The sequence below is a fragment of the Dolichospermum flos-aquae CCAP 1403/13F genome, from assembly GCF_012516395.1.
In the GTDB taxonomy this organism is placed as follows: Bacteria; Cyanobacteriota; Cyanobacteriia; order Cyanobacteriales; family Nostocaceae; genus Dolichospermum; species Dolichospermum lemmermannii.
In genome coordinates this window covers 1,858,014-1,873,689 of record NZ_CP051206.1, presented here as the reverse complement: position 1 = coordinate 1,873,689, position 15,676 = coordinate 1,858,014, and the positions used below count along the sequence as shown (strand labels likewise).

Here is a 15,676-nt window from a genome sequence, read left to right as displayed (position 1 = left end):
ACAAAAAAAAACAGAATATATATTAGTGAAAAATCAGGTTCCTCGTAGGGGTTTAGCACTGCTAAACCCCTACCATACTTGTCTGTTTACGATCAATGTAATCATCAATGAAAGCCTGAAACAACGTATTTCCTTCAATACATAAAATGATTAATTTGTATAGTGCGTAAGTCCTAAAAACATATAAATTTGATTAATATTAGACTTCCTTGCATCAACCTAACCTACAACGCTACTCATCCTCTCTGCGTCTCTGCGTCTCTGCGTCTCTGCGTGAAATAAATCCATATTTTCATTCACCAAAGCCAAATGCTGGGTTTCCTTGTGTCAACCCAACCTACGATACTAGATACTTTTGACACAATTGCCGAAAGTCTTCACCCCGCATTTCAAAGTTAGGATATTGGTCAAAACTAGCGCAAGCTGGAGATAATAATACTACTGAAGCTTGATATTTTTTGGCTAATTCCGCAGATATGGGTAAAGCCTTTGCCATCGTTTCGACTATTTGATAATTACTATATCCCACCTCTTCCAGCCGTTTAGCAAATGCTGGTGCTGCATTCCCAATGAGTAAGACGGCGGCGGCTTTCGCTTGAATTTGGGCTAACCAGGCGCTATCATCTCCCGCTTTAGCTTCACCACCAGCGATTAAAATGGCGGGACTTTGCACAGATGCTAAACCGACTTCGGCTGCGTCGTAATTAGTGGCTTTGCTATCGTTAATAAAATCAATGCCTTGCCAATTGCAGATATGTTCTAAACGATGGGGAACACCAGGAAATTCACGGACAGCTTGAGAAATAGCGGCAATATCTATACCTGCTAATCTAGCGGCGGCCACAGACATGAGGAGATTTTGCTGGTTATGTTCCCCTACCATTCGCAATGCAGATACCTCCACAATGGGTTGGGGTGTGGTGGTAATTTTTTCCATTACCCAGCCATTTTCTATATAAAAGCCTTTTTCACCAATTAAGAATTCTTGACCTTTAACACTTGTCCAATAGGCATTTGGCCAATGATTTAATCCTAATTTGCTCAAATAAACATCATCACCGTTAAATATTTGGATTTGGGAATTATGTAATAATTTGGCTTTGATATTATAGTAATTTTCTAATGTTTTGTGACGGGCTAAATGATCTGGGGTGAAGGTTGTCCAAATCCCAATACGAGGCGCTAAAGTTACAGAAGATTCAATTTGATAACTACTAAGTTCGCCAATTATCCAATCTGGTTTTTTCGTAGATAAAGCAACTTCACAAGCAGCGTAACCGATATTACCACAGGCGGGAGCGTTCAATCCTGCTGTTTGGAAAATAGCCGCTGTTAAGGCGGTGGTGGTAGTTTTACCATTTGTACCGGTGATTCCTACCCAGGGGATATCTTGTAAATGTCGCCAAGCTAGTTCCATTTCGCCAATAGTTTCTATGCCCAATTCTCGCGCTTTGGCTAGAATAGGAATATCCCAAGGAACTCCGGGACTGACAATTATTAACTTGGATATATCAGAATCGGTGAATTCTGGTGTGTTTCCTAATTTGACGGTAATGTGTTCACTGGCGAGTTTTTGTTGTTGTTCGAGGAGGGTTGGGGAGGTGCTACTATCGCAAAGTTCAACCTCCCAGCCTTCCTGTTTCAACAATCTTGCCGCAGCAACACCGGATTTTCCGAATCCAATAATTAACGCTTCTGGCATAGACTATGTAGCATCCCTGGTTAAGCTTCACTATAGTAGCGTTAATTGGCAACAATTTAACAAGTTTTTTTTGTTTGAGTAATTTTACCCAAGTAAGAGAAATATTTGTTATAAACATCTGAGTATTATTAGGTTTCAAAGACTTTAGCGATTATGGGTCGGATGCAATAAAGTATAGGGCGCAGACCCTGCGCCTCTACCGGGTTTGTGATTTACCGACTGTATTTTACTCAATTGCATACCGCTATAAAAGTAAGAGTTAACAGGAAAGTGATCGTGCTTGATAGAATCAGCAAGCGACCACTTTCAAAGTTACAAAGATCAACTATTACGCGTCAGGAGTCAAAATTTTGGTTAAGAGTTTTTCTTTTGCTTGTAATTTCTTGCTGTTAACGTCATTCAACTCTTTTTGCAAGTCGGATAAACAATTCTTTATCTCTTTGATAACAGCAGTATCAGTTTCCCCTTCGGTTGCTGAACCTGCAACTGCAAGTCTTGCGGTTAGTTGACAGATTTTTGTATCTGGTTCTAAAATGGTCAAAATTGCGAACATTTCAGCTAGGTTTTTTAATTCCATATCGCCTCTGATTTTCAAAACATTAAAAGACAAAACAACAATAACATTTATATGATTTGTTTTGTCAATGAGTAACAACTGAGAAGATATTTTTTCAACCTACAAATTTTTGACTATCGCGCCAAAGTCCGCCAATACACGGGCGTGATTTCGCAGTAATCCCAGTAAATTTAAGCGATTTTGCTTAATATCGGAATTTGCGTCCATAACTAAAACGCTGTCTTCACCATCAAAAAATGTACCCACGGTAGGAGCGATTTTTGCTAGTGCGGTTACTAACAGTTGATAATCCCGGTTTTGTTGTGCTGCTTGGGTTTGGGGAACTAGTTCCAGCAAAGCGTTATAAAATGCAGATTCGGATTTTTTCTGGAACAGTTCGGGATTAATTAAAGATTGTGGTTCTAGGGTTTGAAAATCTAAATTTCCCTGTGCTGCTAACCGGGTGGAACGGTTGACAGTTTCGTAGATTTTATCTAATGTACCATCTTTGCGGATTTTTTGTAAATAGAGAGCGCGATCGCGGACATCTAATAAATCCGTTAATGCCCGTTCTGTGTATTCAGGATCATTTTCTCCCAAAACTGCATTTACTAAATCGTAATCTATCTGTTTTTCGTCTTGTAATAAGGTGCGAATCCGTTGCAGGAAAAATTCTTGCAAGGTTTTAATTAAGGATTTGGCATCTTTATTAAAAGTTGTAGCAAAATCTGTGGCGATTTGTTCTAAAAGGGTTGATAAATTAATTTGCAAATTCGCCAACCAGGTAATATTAACAATCGCATTTGCCGCGCGACGCAATGCAAAAGGATCTGATGAACCTGTGGGAATTAAACCCAAACCAAAGATACTAACTAATGTATCTAATCTATCAGCTAAACCGACAATTTGCCCTGTGAGAGTTTGGGGGAAAATATCATCAGCATTTCTGGGTAAATAATGCTCAAAAATCGCTTTTGCAACTTCTGGATTTTCACCATTTGCTAAAGCGTATTTTTCGCCCATAATTCCCTGTAATTCAGGAAACTCATAAACCATTTGCGTGACTAAATCGGCTTTACAAAGTAATGCGGCTCTTTGTATATTATGGGTTTGGACTGGATTTAATTGTAATTGAGTAGTAATTTTTTCGGCATTTTTAACTACTCTTTCAACTTTGACACGAACTGAACCTAAATCTTCTTGGAATGTGACTTTTTCTAATTGGGGTAAATAGCTTTCTAAAGGTTTAGATAAATCAGCTTCATAGAAAAATCTGCCGTCTGCTAACCGCGCTCGAATTACTCTCGCATTCCCGACAGCGATAATATCTGATTTGGCAGGATCTCCGTTACTAATAGTAATAAAATTGGGTAATAATTCCTGACAGTCAGCATTTTTGAAGACGGGAAAATAACGCTGATGACTTACCATGACTTCGGTAATTACTTCTTTTGGTAAGTTGAGAAATTCTTCTTCAAATTGGCCGATAACTGCGGTGGGATATTCAACTAAGTTGATTACTTCTGCTAGTAAATCGGGGTAAATTGGGGTATACCCACCTAATTTTTCGGCGGCGGCTTTGACTTGATTTGTGATGATTTCGGCTCGGTTTTCTGGGGGAACATTTACATAACCGGAAGCCAATGTTTTCACATATTCTGTAGCGTGGGAAATACTAACAGATTCCGGGTGTAATACTCTATGGGTGCGAGATAGGCGGTTACTTTTGACAACTTTTGCCCCATTTTCTAATTCTAATGGTAAAATCTCCCCATCTAACAATGTGACTAAAGTGCGAATTGGCCGGGAAAATCGTCCGTCACCATGTCCCCACCGCATTAACCGCTTACCTTCTAAGTTCCAGACCCATTGGGGGACAAGTTCGGTTAAAATGTCGGCTATGGGACGACCGGGAATTTGTTTGTTCACAAAGACGAAATCCCCTTTTTCTGTGGGACGAATTTCTAAAGCGGAAATATCTACACCTTGCTTACTCGCAAAACCAATGGCGGCTTTAGTGGGTTGTCCATCTTTAAAGGCTGCTTGTGCGGGAGGTCCTTTGATTTCTTCTTCCCTGTCTGCTTGTTGGGAAGGTAAACCGGTAATGAGAACTGCTAACCGTCGCGGTGTTCCATAGACTTCGACAACGGTATTGAGGAGATTATGGGTTTTGAGACTTTCGGGAATGCGCGATCGCCATTGTACAATAGCATCACTCAAAAAACCTGCGGGTAATTCTTCTGTACCGACCTCTAATAAAAATGCTGGCATAAGATACTGTTTTTAACTTGGCGTGGCTTAATATTAGTCAATTCCAGTATTGTACGTCAGTTCGAACTTTAATATCTCTTTTACCAGTCATAGGACTAATTTTATCTACAAACAATCTGCATTGTATCTATAGTTAATAACAAATATTCTTCATATGTCAACTTTTACAGCACTTTTAGACATTTATTGATACATCCTTTAATATTGTTTAATGAATATAAATAATAGTTTGGCATAACAAGTACCTAAGAGTAGGGGCGAAGCATTCGGGCAATCAATTATTGGTTTTTCTCAAAGGATATTTTCCGAATGCTTCGCCCTTACTTTATTTTAAACCACTTAGTTATCCCGTCAGCTAAAATATTAGCCATTTTCTTCTGTGCTTGAGGATTAACTATTTCCTCAAACTCATAAGGACTACTCATAAAACCCAATTCCAATAATACCGCCGGTGCAGCACTAGGACGAGTCAGGGCTAAATTATTCCAAAATACACCGTAGGAAGGTTTACCAAGTTTTTTAACTACGTAATTTTGTAAAAATACTGCGAGGCTGTGTGATTGAGGATGATACCAAAAAGTACCAAAGCCTTTAGTTTTTTCCGCATCACCATTATCCGGTAAAGAGTTATGATGAATGGAAAGAGCGATCGCAGGTTCTTCTTTATTAATTATTTCCTGACGTTCGACTAATGAAACATCACGATCATCTTCTCTGGTCATCACTACTTTAGCACCGCGCTTCACCAACTCATCTCGCAGCAATTGAGAAATTATCAAATTCACATCTTTTTCTAAATACCCAGTTGGTCCACTAGCGCCAGATTCTTTACCTCCATGTCCTGGATCAAGTACAATTTTGATGCCAGATAAAGGTAGGCGTTTACTATTTTTAAGCTGGGGTGGATGACGTAAAGTTAAAACCAAAGTTGTATTGTCATACCTCAGCTTATAGCCCCACTGTTGGAGGTTTTTGAGGTTAAAAGTATATTTGATCTGTGTGGGGCTTACCTGTTGCCAATCTAGGCGAGAAATCAGGGGGTCATCATCTAGACGAATTGTGTCTGTTTGAGCAGTGGTATTGTAGAGGGTGAGAATAAAGGAGTTATTTCCCTGTTCCACACTCACCGGCACAGCACTTTCCAAAGGAAAACGCATCTCTGTCGCTTCAGCCAATTGCCGATAGCCGACACTCCGAATCACCGTCTGTGGTGCAACCGCACCTGATATAATTGTAGTTTCGTTGCTATTAATCCAAGCCCCATAGTCTAAGCGCAACCATTCACCTTCTTTTCCCGTAACACTTGCCATAGTTCCCTTTGGCAATGGTGTCAGTCGTGAATAATCGGTACTAGGTCCCGTGCGAGTAACGCCTGATTCTGATGCAATTTCCGCAACTGCTAATTGTGTGGGCGCGAGAATTTCGATTTTTCCTAAACCAGTTTGAGTTATTCTTTGATCATTCAGTTGTAAATTAAATTGAGGTTTTCCTAAATCAGCAGCATTTGCGACTGTTGTACAACCTTGGTATTTGGTAAGAATAGAAAGATTAGGCTGATTTAACCCCGTCAAAACACTTGAATTTGGAGGTAATTGTGCCAGTGAAGGCTGGGGTAAAAGGGCAATATTTTGATTTACCAGATTGACTGAGACAGTAGCTTGAGGTGGTGCAACTGCACTAAAACAAATTAATTCTCCTGGTAATCTGGCAATATCAGCAGCAGGAGTCAAGGAATCCTTAGCAAAGCCTAACCCTTGAGGTAACTCAGGTTGAGTAGATACCCTGATGATCTTAATCTCTCGTTCTTGATTTTGGTAACGAACTTTAAATATATTTTCTCCTAACTGTAAGGGAAAACTGGGGGAAAAATGCCCGGCTTTGCTACGGTTAACGAGCTTACCATTAATTAAAACTTGCCCGTCGGGGGGCGCTGTACCGATAAAAAATATTTTTTCTGTGCTGGTTTGGTAGTTTGTCGGGGGAAAAACTACTAAAAGTGGTTCTTGTGCTAACGCAACTGAGGAGGTGACTAAAAAATTAAATAATACTAATCCTAAAAGTTTTTTCATGGACAAACACAGAAAATTTCAGAATAGGGACTGTGGCACAATGGCCAAGATGGAGTCAAACATAAATGATGTGGAAATGGCAGTACATTGGCCAAAAAGGTTGGGACGTGGAGTTATTGGGCAAAATTCATCCTCCAAACAAGCCTCGAAAATCGTCTACACAAATTCTCCTGCGGGAGCAAAATCTATATTTAGAAGTTGCTAGAAATTGAAAATACTATGACTAAGTTTATCTTTGTGACTGGGGGCGTGGTTTCCAGTATTGGTAAGGGAATTGTAGCAGCAAGTTTGGGACGTTTGCTCAAATCACGGGATTATTCGGTTTCGATTCTCAAGCTCGATCCCTATATTAACGTTGATCCAGGGACAATGAGTCCTTTTCAGCATGGGGAAGTTTTTGTCACCCAAGACGGTGCAGAAACAGATTTGGATTTGGGACATTACGAACGGTTTACTGATACTTCTATGTCTCGGTTAAACAGTGTTACTACTGGCTTGATTTATCAGTCAGTTATTAATAAGGAACGCCGAGGCGACTATAATGGCGGTACTGTTCAGGTAATTCCGCACATTACCAATGAGATTAAAGAGCGAATTCTCAGAGTTGCTAAAGAAACTAATCCTGCCGCTGTGATTACGGAAATTGGCGGAACTGTGGGTGATATTGAATCACTACCTTTTCTAGAAGCAATTCGTCAACTGCGAAAGGAAGTAGGAAAGCGTAATGTGTTGTATATGCACGTTACTTTGTTGCCTTGGATTGCTGCGGCGGGAGAAATGAAAACTAAGCCGACTCAACATTCTGTGAAAGAATTGAGATCAATTGGCATTCAACCAGATATTTTAGTATGTCGGAGCGATCGCCCCATTCCGGTCGGCTTGAAACAAAAGTTATCAGAGTTTTGTGATGTCCCTGTAGAATGTGTTATTACCAGTCCAGATGCTCGCAGTATTTATGAAGTTCCAGTAATTTTAGAACGGGAAGGATTAGCTGAACAAGTTCTTAACTTACTACAAATGGAACAGCGTCAACCCAATATGACCCAATGGGAAAACATGGTAGATCGGATGTATAATCCTAAATATACCGTCGAAATTGCTATTGTTGGTAAATATGTGCGGTTAGGTGATGCCTATCTGTCTGTAGTCGAGTCTTTACGTCATGCGGCTATTGCGACTCATGGTGATTTGCGTCTGCGGTGGGTAAACTCGGAAGTTTTGGAAAATGAACCACCGGAAAACTATCTTGCAGGTGTTGATGGTATCATTGTTCCGGGCGGCTTTGGTAGTCGGGGCATAGATGGGAAAATTGCGGCGATTAAATACGCCCGCGATCGCCAAATTCCCTTTTTAGGTTTATGCTTAGGAATGCAGTGTTCTGTGATTGAATGGGCGAGAAATGTCGAAGGCTTATCTAATGCCAATAGCGCCGAATTTGACCCATATACTGACAATCCGGTTATTAACCTGTTGCCAGAACAACAGGATGTAGTAGATTTAGGCGGGACAATGCGCTTAGGACTTTATCCTTGTCGGGTACTTCCCAACAGCCTAGCTTTCCAACTTTATCAAGAAGAAGTCATTTATGAACGCCACCGTCACCGTTACGAGTTTAATAATGTCTATCGTAGTCAGTTATTAGATTCTGGTTATTTGGTGAGTGGCACATCTCCAGATGGTAGATTAGTGGAAATTATTGAATATCCCAAACATCCTTTCTTTATCGCTTGTCAATTTCATCCTGAATTTCAATCTCGCCCCAATGCACCTCATCCTTTATTTAAAGGATTTATGACCGCTGCAATTTCTCAATTTCATTCGACAACTACCACACCCAAGCCTGTACAAGTTTCTTAGTTGTCAGTTGTCGGTAGGGGCGAAGCATTTGGAAGATAAATTATCGGTCATTGCCAAAAATAGTTCTGCAAATGCTTCGCCCCTACAGTTGTCGGTTTTCCCCATTACCAATTACCTATTTCCAATGCTAACTTAGCAGCGCCTACCATTCCCGCTGTATTTCCTAATTCTGCGGGGAGAATTTGCAAACCTGCGCGGGAAGTTGGTAAAACTCGTTTTTCGATTTCTGCTGTTAATGCAGGTAAGAAAAATTCAAAACTCCCACTGACACCACCACCAATAATAATTGCTTGGGGTGTCAGCACATAGAGTAAACTGGTTAAACCAATTCCTAAGTCCTTACCATATTCTTGCCAAAAAGTCAAGGCTTCTATATCTCCAGCTTGGGCAAGTGCGCCTAATTCTGCTGGTTCTTTGCCTGTGCGGCGACGGATAGCAGAGATTGAAGTATGCTGTTCTAATGAGCCTTGATTGCCACTATTACACATTGGTCCATCAGGATTTAAGGTAATTAAACCTAATTCTGCTGCTGCACCTTGATGTCCGACAAATAATTTACCATCAAGAATAATTGCCCCACCAACGCCAGTCCCCAAAGTTAGTAAAATCAAATTGGGGAAATTTCGGCCTGCACCTAACCAAGCTTCTCCTAAACCTGCACAGTTAGCATCATTAGCCAAAATTGTCGGTTTACCGGTTTTGGCTTCTAACCAATCTGCTAGGGGGACATCATGCCATCCTACTAGATTAATGGCAACTTTCGCAATTCTTCCCGCAGCATCAGCAGGACCAGGAGTACCTAAACCGATAGCGACACTTTCATTATTGGGGTCAATTTGTGATATTGCATCTACTATTGTAAATAATACAGCCTCTGGTGTTGCGGGTTGGGGAGTATCCACAGATAAAGATTGCAAACAATTACCATCTGCTGTGAACCGACCAAGTTTAATCGCAGTTCCCCCTAAATCAATACCAATTACTTGCTGCATAATTTTAATTTATTTTATTTTTACTGTTGACACTCCCCGGTCTAAAGACGCGGGGATTCTACATTCACAGACTCGCCGTTAGACGACAGGTTTGCACCAATCGCCCAAGAGGGCAAATCTCCTGTAGCGTAGCTTCCGGTATGCCCTACCGTAGTTAATCCTAATCTTAGGATGTTGATACTGGCGTTAATATCTCTATCTTCTACAAACCCGCAATGATGACAATTATGGGTTCTAGTTGATAGGGATTTTTTGACTTTTTGACCACAATTAGCACAATTTTGAGAAGTATTATGGGGAGGAACAGCAACTGTTACCTTCCCATATTTGAGTCCAAAATATTCTAACCATTGCCGAAAAGTTGCCCAGCCAGCATCAGAGATTGATTTAGCTAAATGTCGGTTTCTCGCCATGCCTTTAATATTTAAGTCTTCGTAAGCTACCAAATCGTTAGATTGGATCACGGAATATGCTAATCTCTTGCAATATTCTTTTCGCTGCCTACTTACTCTTAAATGTTTACGGGCATACCTATTTTTAGCTTTTAAATAGTTCTTGGATTGTGGTTGTTTAGCTTTCTTCTTATCTCTGCTGAACTTCTTGGATTTCTGGCGATTAGCTCGACTTAATTGCTTTTCTGACTTTCTATAGAATTGTGGAGCAGGCTCTACATTACCTTTTGAATCGGCAATGAAATATTTTAAGCCCACATCTAAGCCAACTATTTGATTCGTTGGTTGAGATTCAATTCTAATTTTGACATCAATTGCAAATTGAGCATAATATCCATCAGCCCGACGGACTAAACGAACTCGCTTAATTTGTTTGATATCATAAAAATTAAGATCGTAAGTACCTTTTAATTTCAGAGTACCTATACCTTTCTTGTCAGAGAAAGTAATTGCTTTTCTGGTTTCGGATAACTTCCAGCCGGTAACTTTGTACTCAACTGAACGGCAATTCTTTTTGAATTTTGGAAATCCCTTCTTACCCTTAACTTTCTTTTTGCAATTATCGTAAAACCGAGCTATTGCACTCCAAGAACGTTCCGCAGCAGATTGTCTTGCCATTGAATTAAGTTCATCCGCAAAAGGAAATTCAGATGCCAAAATCGCGCAATATTTATTGAGATCATATTTCGTCGCACCTTTGTTATCCATCCAATATCTTAAACATTTATTTTGGATGAACTGAGATGCACGAATAGCCTCATCTATTGCGCGATATTGCTTATCTTTTCCTTTGACTTTGAACTCGTAAATTATCATGGTTTCGACCTAAACACCACGAAGCTATGCTAACGCACGGAACATAATCTTGTCAAGAGGAAAAATTTTCTGTGGAGGCTGAAGCCTCTATCTGGCTTTCATCCCTTGCCTAAAGGACAGTTGAGTTTTTCCGCAGTTCGACAAGTGTTACAGTGAGCTTGCCGAACTGCTCACTGACCACCACGCTCCAAAACTCAACTTCAAGGGTTTTCAGCCTAGTCTCTTATAATTTGCACGTTGACAATGGGGTGTAAATTATTATGTGCCTGTTGCCAATTTGCGATTGGCGCACCTTTTAAAATACCAGATAAGGCTAGAGAAACCATAAATCCACCTGTAGCAGCCGCAATTAAAGTAATATTATCGTTCACAAAACTCTCTCAGTAATAATTAAATTTTTGTTGGTTGACAACTAACAACTGTACGGGCGAAGCATTTGGAGAACTATTTTTGGCAATGACCGATAATTTATCTTCCAAATGCTTCGCCCCTACTGACAACTGACTATTGCCTATTTTCTCTTCTTAGACGAGGATTGACAAATTCATTCAACCCCTCACCAAGTAGTGATAACCCTACCACCAAAGTTGTCATTGCTAAACCAGGAAACAGGGTAGTCCACCAAATGCCTGTAGGTAGTGCTTCTAGAGCTTGTTTTAAATCATATCCCCATTCTGGCACGTCTTCGGGTAATCCTAACCCTAAAAATCCTAACCCGCCTAAAACTAAGATGGCATCTGCGGCGTTGAGGGTAAAGAGGACGGGGACGCTTTGAATAACATTGAAAAATAGATACCTTGATAAGACAACCCAGGTAGAAGCACCCATGGCTTGTGCAGCTTCTATATATACTTCAGTTTTGACGCTGACAGTGTGGTTACGGACAACGCGATAATATTGGGGAACGTAAGCTATACTAATAGCGATCGCTGCATTTAAGATTCCTCGTCCCACGACAAAAGCCAATGTTACTGACAGTAATAAACCTGGTAAAGTATAAATACTATCCATAAGAAATAATAGGGCTTTATCCAATTTTCCCCCCAAATAACCGCTGACCATGCCCAAAGGTACACCGATGATCATGCTCAATGATGTCGCTAAAGTCACAACTTGCAGCGCGGCTTGTACACCAAACACACTGCGAGAAAAGACATCATAACCCAAACGACTTGTGCCAAACCAATGTTTGGCCGAAGGTGGTTCATGAATAGGGTTAGAGAGAAACTCTCTGGGGTTTTGCAACCATCCCCAACTTTGGAAAACAGGAGCAAAAAAGGCTAAGAAGATGAAAAATAGGGTCATACCCATCCCAATTAGCATTAATCGCTGGGATAGGCTCGGATTTTTCGTAAATTTCCAGAAATTTGGTAATTGCTTTTTTATAATCGTCATGGGGAAATTCAGAACTGGGTATATTCAACTCGTTCCCAGTCTCTGACTGGGAATGTAGATGTGAGGCTCTGCCTCGAATCAAGTATAGTAGAGCCACAGCTTTTTGGAGTCTATTCCCCGGTAGAGCTAGGGAACGAGGGATAGTAGCCATGTCTATTTTCAGCTTCTAGATAGTGAAAGTACGTCTATATAAGGATTTTAGCCTATTTTTAACCCCCAGTTAGAACTGTTGAACAGATGGGAAAAAAGTTTTTTCCTGGAAGTGATATGAAATTGATCGGAATGGGGTAAGTTATTTCCATCAAGAAACGAACAATAGTCCAAATCAGGGAAAAATCCTATGAAAACCGAACTAAAAGCCAAATTCATCCAACAAATCCTCAGCAAAAAGAAAGATAGCGAAGGTTTCACCCTTATTGAACTGTTAGTTGTTATTATCATCATCGGTATTCTATCCGCTATTGCTCTACCTTCTTTCCTCAGCCAAGCAGGAAAAGCTAGACAAGCGGAAGCAAAAAGCTTTGTTGGTGCAGTCAACAGAGCGCAACAGTCTTACCGGATGGAAAATACTCAATTTGCTGCTGCTACTGCGAGTCTACAAATCAATGTTCCAACTACTGTGGCAACTGATACTAGTGGTAATTTCTACTATTATTATAATATAACAGATAATGGCGCAACCAATACTACTTTTACTGCAAGACCTGTAAATAATGAGTCAAACTCTCTTAGAGCTTATGCTGGTGGTGTAGTTATCCTAGGTGGAAATAATAATGGGCTAACAGACACTGTTGCTTGTATGACAACTGCACCTACTGGCGCTGCTCCCACACTTACCCTGAATACCACTGCGGCCTCCTGTGCTACTCCTAATATCAACATGAAATAAAGTATTCAACTTTATTTTTGCGAATGATATCGGATCTTTTTGTCGGATTTTTTCACATATTGTAGGGGTTAACGGTGTTAATCCCTGCTTTTGATGTTGATTTATGTTTCTAACGGCCAAAACTAATATTAATTTAGAGGATGTTTGAAAAGTATCAGAATTAATCGAGATCCCCCCAACCCCCCTTACAAAGGGGGGCTAAATTTCTCAAAGTCCCCCTTTTCAAGGGGGATTTAGGGGGATCAGATCTCACACGAAAAAGTTTTCAAACAACCTCTTAGACTTGTGTATTCATCCTTTCAAAGTTTTCAATGATTACCACCAACTTAAATAATCAAATTTCTACTACCCCAAGCTTATTAAGCATTCAAGAATATGAACAAAATATTACAGAGAATCCCCAGGAAGTTACTAATTATTGGTATTTAGGACTAGCTTTGTTATTAGCAGGAAGAGAAGAAGAAGCCCAGATAGTCTGGATGACTCCACTGCTAGAATTTGGAGAGGAAGAATCGGAACAATGGCTACTGCAATTAACAGAAGTTTTATTCAATGCTGCCCAACAACAGGAAACAGATTCTCAATCTCAACTGGCTTGGGTAATTCGTCAACACATTAGAGAATTTGTTCCTGGTCATATTAATAATCTTTTAAAAATAATTGAACTAAATATTGATTTAGAAATTGAGGATTTGCAAACAAATGTTAATCAATTAATTGCCATTATATCCGAACTAATAGAACCCCCTATTTTTGATGAGAAATTATTAGTGCAAGTGATTGAGAAGTTGCTTCGTCCTAACCCAGTTAATCCTCCTGCGTTTATAGATAAATTAGTAGAAGCCTTTATACCCTATTTAATAAATTCTGAAACTATTATTAAATTATTGATAGATAAAGCTGATGTCTATAGTCATTTTTTCGACTACCAGATGTCACTTTATTTTGCGAAAATTGCCTACCACCTAAGACCCAATAATTTAGTTTGTCTTGGCAAAATTATTTTTTCCCTGCAAAGTCTATCAGGATCTTATCATAAAGAGTCTATTGATTGGGCAAACAAATATTTAGAAATTGCTCAAGAACCAATTAATGAAATTCTCGGTAATCACTTCTTACTGACAGGATTTTTATATTCTCTTGATTATCCAGAACAAGCGGTTCAGATTTACGAACAATATAAACAACTTTTATCTGATCTTGTCAACAATCAAACAGAAAGCAAAAGTTTGATTGATATCTTAGCCATTGGTCACTTTTTCCTATACATGGAAGATAATCCCCATGAAAATAGATTAATTCGTAATGGATTAGCTGCTTTATGTCAAAAAATGATCTGGAAAGAGTATTCTCAAGAGATTAACATTTATCAACAGCGTTTTAATAGACCTCGTCCTGCTTTGAGTGCGCGTCCTTTAAGGATAGGCTATGTATCAGAGTGTTTTATTTCTCATTCTGTCGGTTATTTAGCTTGGTGGTTATTAAAATATCATAATCGCCAAGAATTTGATATTCATTTATATTCTTTAAGAGAGAATATTTATGATCCACAACAACAAGCTTATAAAAACGAATTTGGTGATCATTTTCATCAATTATGCCCGCCCATAGTGACGGTTACAGATAAAATAAATGAAGATGAAATAGATATTTTAGTTGATTTAGATAGTTTAACTTCCTATAGTAATTGTGTTATTTTAGCTTTGAAACCCGCACCGATTCAAGTTAGTTGGTTAGGGTATGATGCCACTGGTTTCCCGAGGGTTGATTATTTTATTGCTGATAACTATGTTTTACCAGAATCAGCACAGGATTATTATACAGAAAAGATTTGGCGACTCCCGCAAAATTATATTGGTATTGATGGCTTTACTGTGGGAACACCAACTATCAGTAGAGAATCTTTAGATATTCCTAATGATGGAATTATTTATTTTAGTTCTCAAACTGGATTAAAACGTAATCCCGATAATATCCGGTTACAAATGCAAATTATCAAACAAGTTCCTAATAGTTATTTTCTGCTGAAAAGTTTTCGCAGCAATCATGAAGATCTGCAAAATTTTATTGCCCCCCTTGCTGAAGCGGAAGGACTTGATTTAGAATGTTTTAGGTTTTTACCCACTGCACCTACAGACATGGAACACCGGGCGAATCTAGCCATTGCAGATATCGTCTTAGATACCTATCCCTATAATGGTGCAACTACAACCTTGGAAACATTATGGATGGGTATACCGATAGTGACAAGAGTGGGGGAACAATTTGCAGCCCGGAACAGCTATACAATGATGATGAATGTGGGTGTAACTGAAGGTTTAGCTTGGAGTGATGAAGAGTATGTCGAGTGGGGTGTGAAGTTGGGTAAGGATGAGAAATTAAGACAAGAAATTGTGTGGAAATTGCGAAAGTCAAGACAAACATCACCGCTATGGAATGGTCAGAAATTTGCGCGGGAAATGGAGAATGCGTATCAGCAAATGTGGCAAAAGTATGTTGATAGCAGAAAATAAGTAGGTTGGGTTGACGCAAGGAAACCCAACATTTATGGTAACTTTGATATAATGAATAATGCAAGAATCGGCGTTGCTGATTAAGGGTATGAATTTTAGTCTCATGAAAAGGCGCAAAGACGCACTGAGGTTTGAGTTTTAAAGGTTCAATTTGGGAATTTCAT

General features: G+C 39.5%; 13 protein-coding genes. 5 read left to right on the top strand and 8 right to left on the bottom strand.

From position 1 onward, the window contains the following. Positions 1–337: 337 nt before the first annotated feature. The 4 genes from murD to HGD76_RS09115 all read right to left on the bottom strand — a co-directional run bounded on the left by murD (position 338) and on the right by HGD76_RS09115 (position 6,598). A complete protein-coding gene (murD, locus tag HGD76_RS09130; protein ID WP_168695596.1) occupies positions 338–1,702 on the bottom strand; it encodes a UDP-N-acetylmuramoyl-L-alanine--D-glutamate ligase in 1,365 nt (454 codons plus the stop codon). Between the two features lie 328 nt (positions 1,703–2,030). Then, complete coding sequence (locus HGD76_RS09125) at positions 2,031–2,357, bottom strand: hypothetical protein (RefSeq protein ID WP_168695595.1); 327 nt, start codon at positions 2,355–2,357, stop codon at positions 2,031–2,033. Positions 2,358–2,378: 21 nt separating this feature from the next. Further along, on the bottom strand, positions 2,379–4,529 hold the full coding sequence (gene glyS / locus HGD76_RS09120) for a glycine--tRNA ligase subunit beta (protein ID WP_168695594.1): 2,151 nt from the start codon (positions 4,527–4,529) through the stop codon (positions 2,379–2,381). Between the two features lie 320 nt (positions 4,530–4,849). After that, positions 4,850–6,598 (bottom strand): N-acetylmuramoyl-L-alanine amidase, encoded by a 1,749-nt coding sequence (locus HGD76_RS09115; RefSeq protein WP_168695593.1) that lies wholly within the window; start codon positions 6,596–6,598, stop codon positions 4,850–4,852. A gap of 49 nt (positions 6,599–6,647) precedes the next feature. On the opposite strand from HGD76_RS09115, the gene HGD76_RS09110 reads away from it, so the two are divergent. The 3 genes from HGD76_RS09110 to HGD76_RS25830 are packed head-to-tail and all read left to right on the top strand — an operon-like array spanning position 6,648 to position 8,591. Next, positions 6,648–6,803, top strand: a complete 156-nt coding sequence (locus tag HGD76_RS09110; protein ID WP_168695592.1) for a hypothetical protein — start codon at positions 6,648–6,650, stop codon at positions 6,801–6,803. A 14-nt stretch (positions 6,804–6,817) separates the two neighbouring features. Further along, on the top strand, positions 6,818–8,455 hold the full coding sequence (gene pyrG / locus HGD76_RS09105; protein WP_168632948.1) for a CTP synthase: 1,638 nt from the start codon (positions 6,818–6,820) through the stop codon (positions 8,453–8,455). 7 nt (positions 8,456–8,462) lie between these two features. Continuing rightward, positions 8,463–8,591: a hypothetical protein gene (locus HGD76_RS25830; protein WP_267904345.1), complete on the top strand. Its 129-nt coding sequence runs from the start codon at positions 8,463–8,465 to the stop codon at positions 8,589–8,591. Here the strand turns inward: HGD76_RS25830 and HGD76_RS09100 are convergent. The 4 genes from HGD76_RS09100 to HGD76_RS09085 form a co-directional block, all read right to left on the bottom strand. Beyond that, the gene (locus HGD76_RS09100) at positions 8,560–9,447 is read right to left on the bottom strand and encodes an ROK family protein (protein WP_168695591.1); all 888 of its coding nucleotides are present in this window, start codon (positions 9,445–9,447) and stop codon (positions 8,560–8,562) included. The two genes, HGD76_RS25830 and HGD76_RS09100, sit on opposite strands and share 32 nt — an antisense overlap. A 41-nt stretch (positions 9,448–9,488) precedes the next feature. Further along, positions 9,489–10,715 carry an RNA-guided endonuclease InsQ/TnpB family protein gene (locus tag HGD76_RS09095; protein WP_168695590.1) on the bottom strand — a complete coding sequence of 409 codons (1,227 nt, stop codon included), beginning with the start codon at positions 10,713–10,715 and terminating at the stop codon, positions 9,489–9,491. 215 nt (positions 10,716–10,930) lie between these two features. Further along, positions 10,931–11,086 (bottom strand): hypothetical protein, encoded by a 156-nt coding sequence (locus HGD76_RS09090; protein ID WP_168204445.1) that lies wholly within the window; start codon positions 11,084–11,086, stop codon positions 10,931–10,933. Between the two features lie 133 nt (positions 11,087–11,219). Next, a complete protein-coding gene (locus tag HGD76_RS09085) occupies positions 11,220–12,110 on the bottom strand; it encodes an ABC transporter permease (RefSeq protein WP_168695589.1) in 891 nt (296 codons plus the stop codon). Positions 12,111–12,450: 340 nt separating this feature from the next. Here HGD76_RS09085 and HGD76_RS09080 point away from each other — a divergent pair, with 340 nt between their 5' ends. Continuing rightward, on the top strand, positions 12,451–12,999 hold the full coding sequence (locus tag HGD76_RS09080; protein WP_168695588.1) for a type IV pilin-like G/H family protein: 549 nt from the start codon (positions 12,451–12,453) through the stop codon (positions 12,997–12,999). A gap of 311 nt (positions 13,000–13,310) precedes the next feature. Beyond that, positions 13,311–15,512: an O-linked N-acetylglucosamine transferase, SPINDLY family protein gene (locus HGD76_RS09075; RefSeq protein WP_210967755.1), complete on the top strand. Its 2,202-nt coding sequence runs from the start codon at positions 13,311–13,313 to the stop codon at positions 15,510–15,512. The last annotated feature ends 164 nt before the right edge of the window (positions 15,513–15,676 follow it).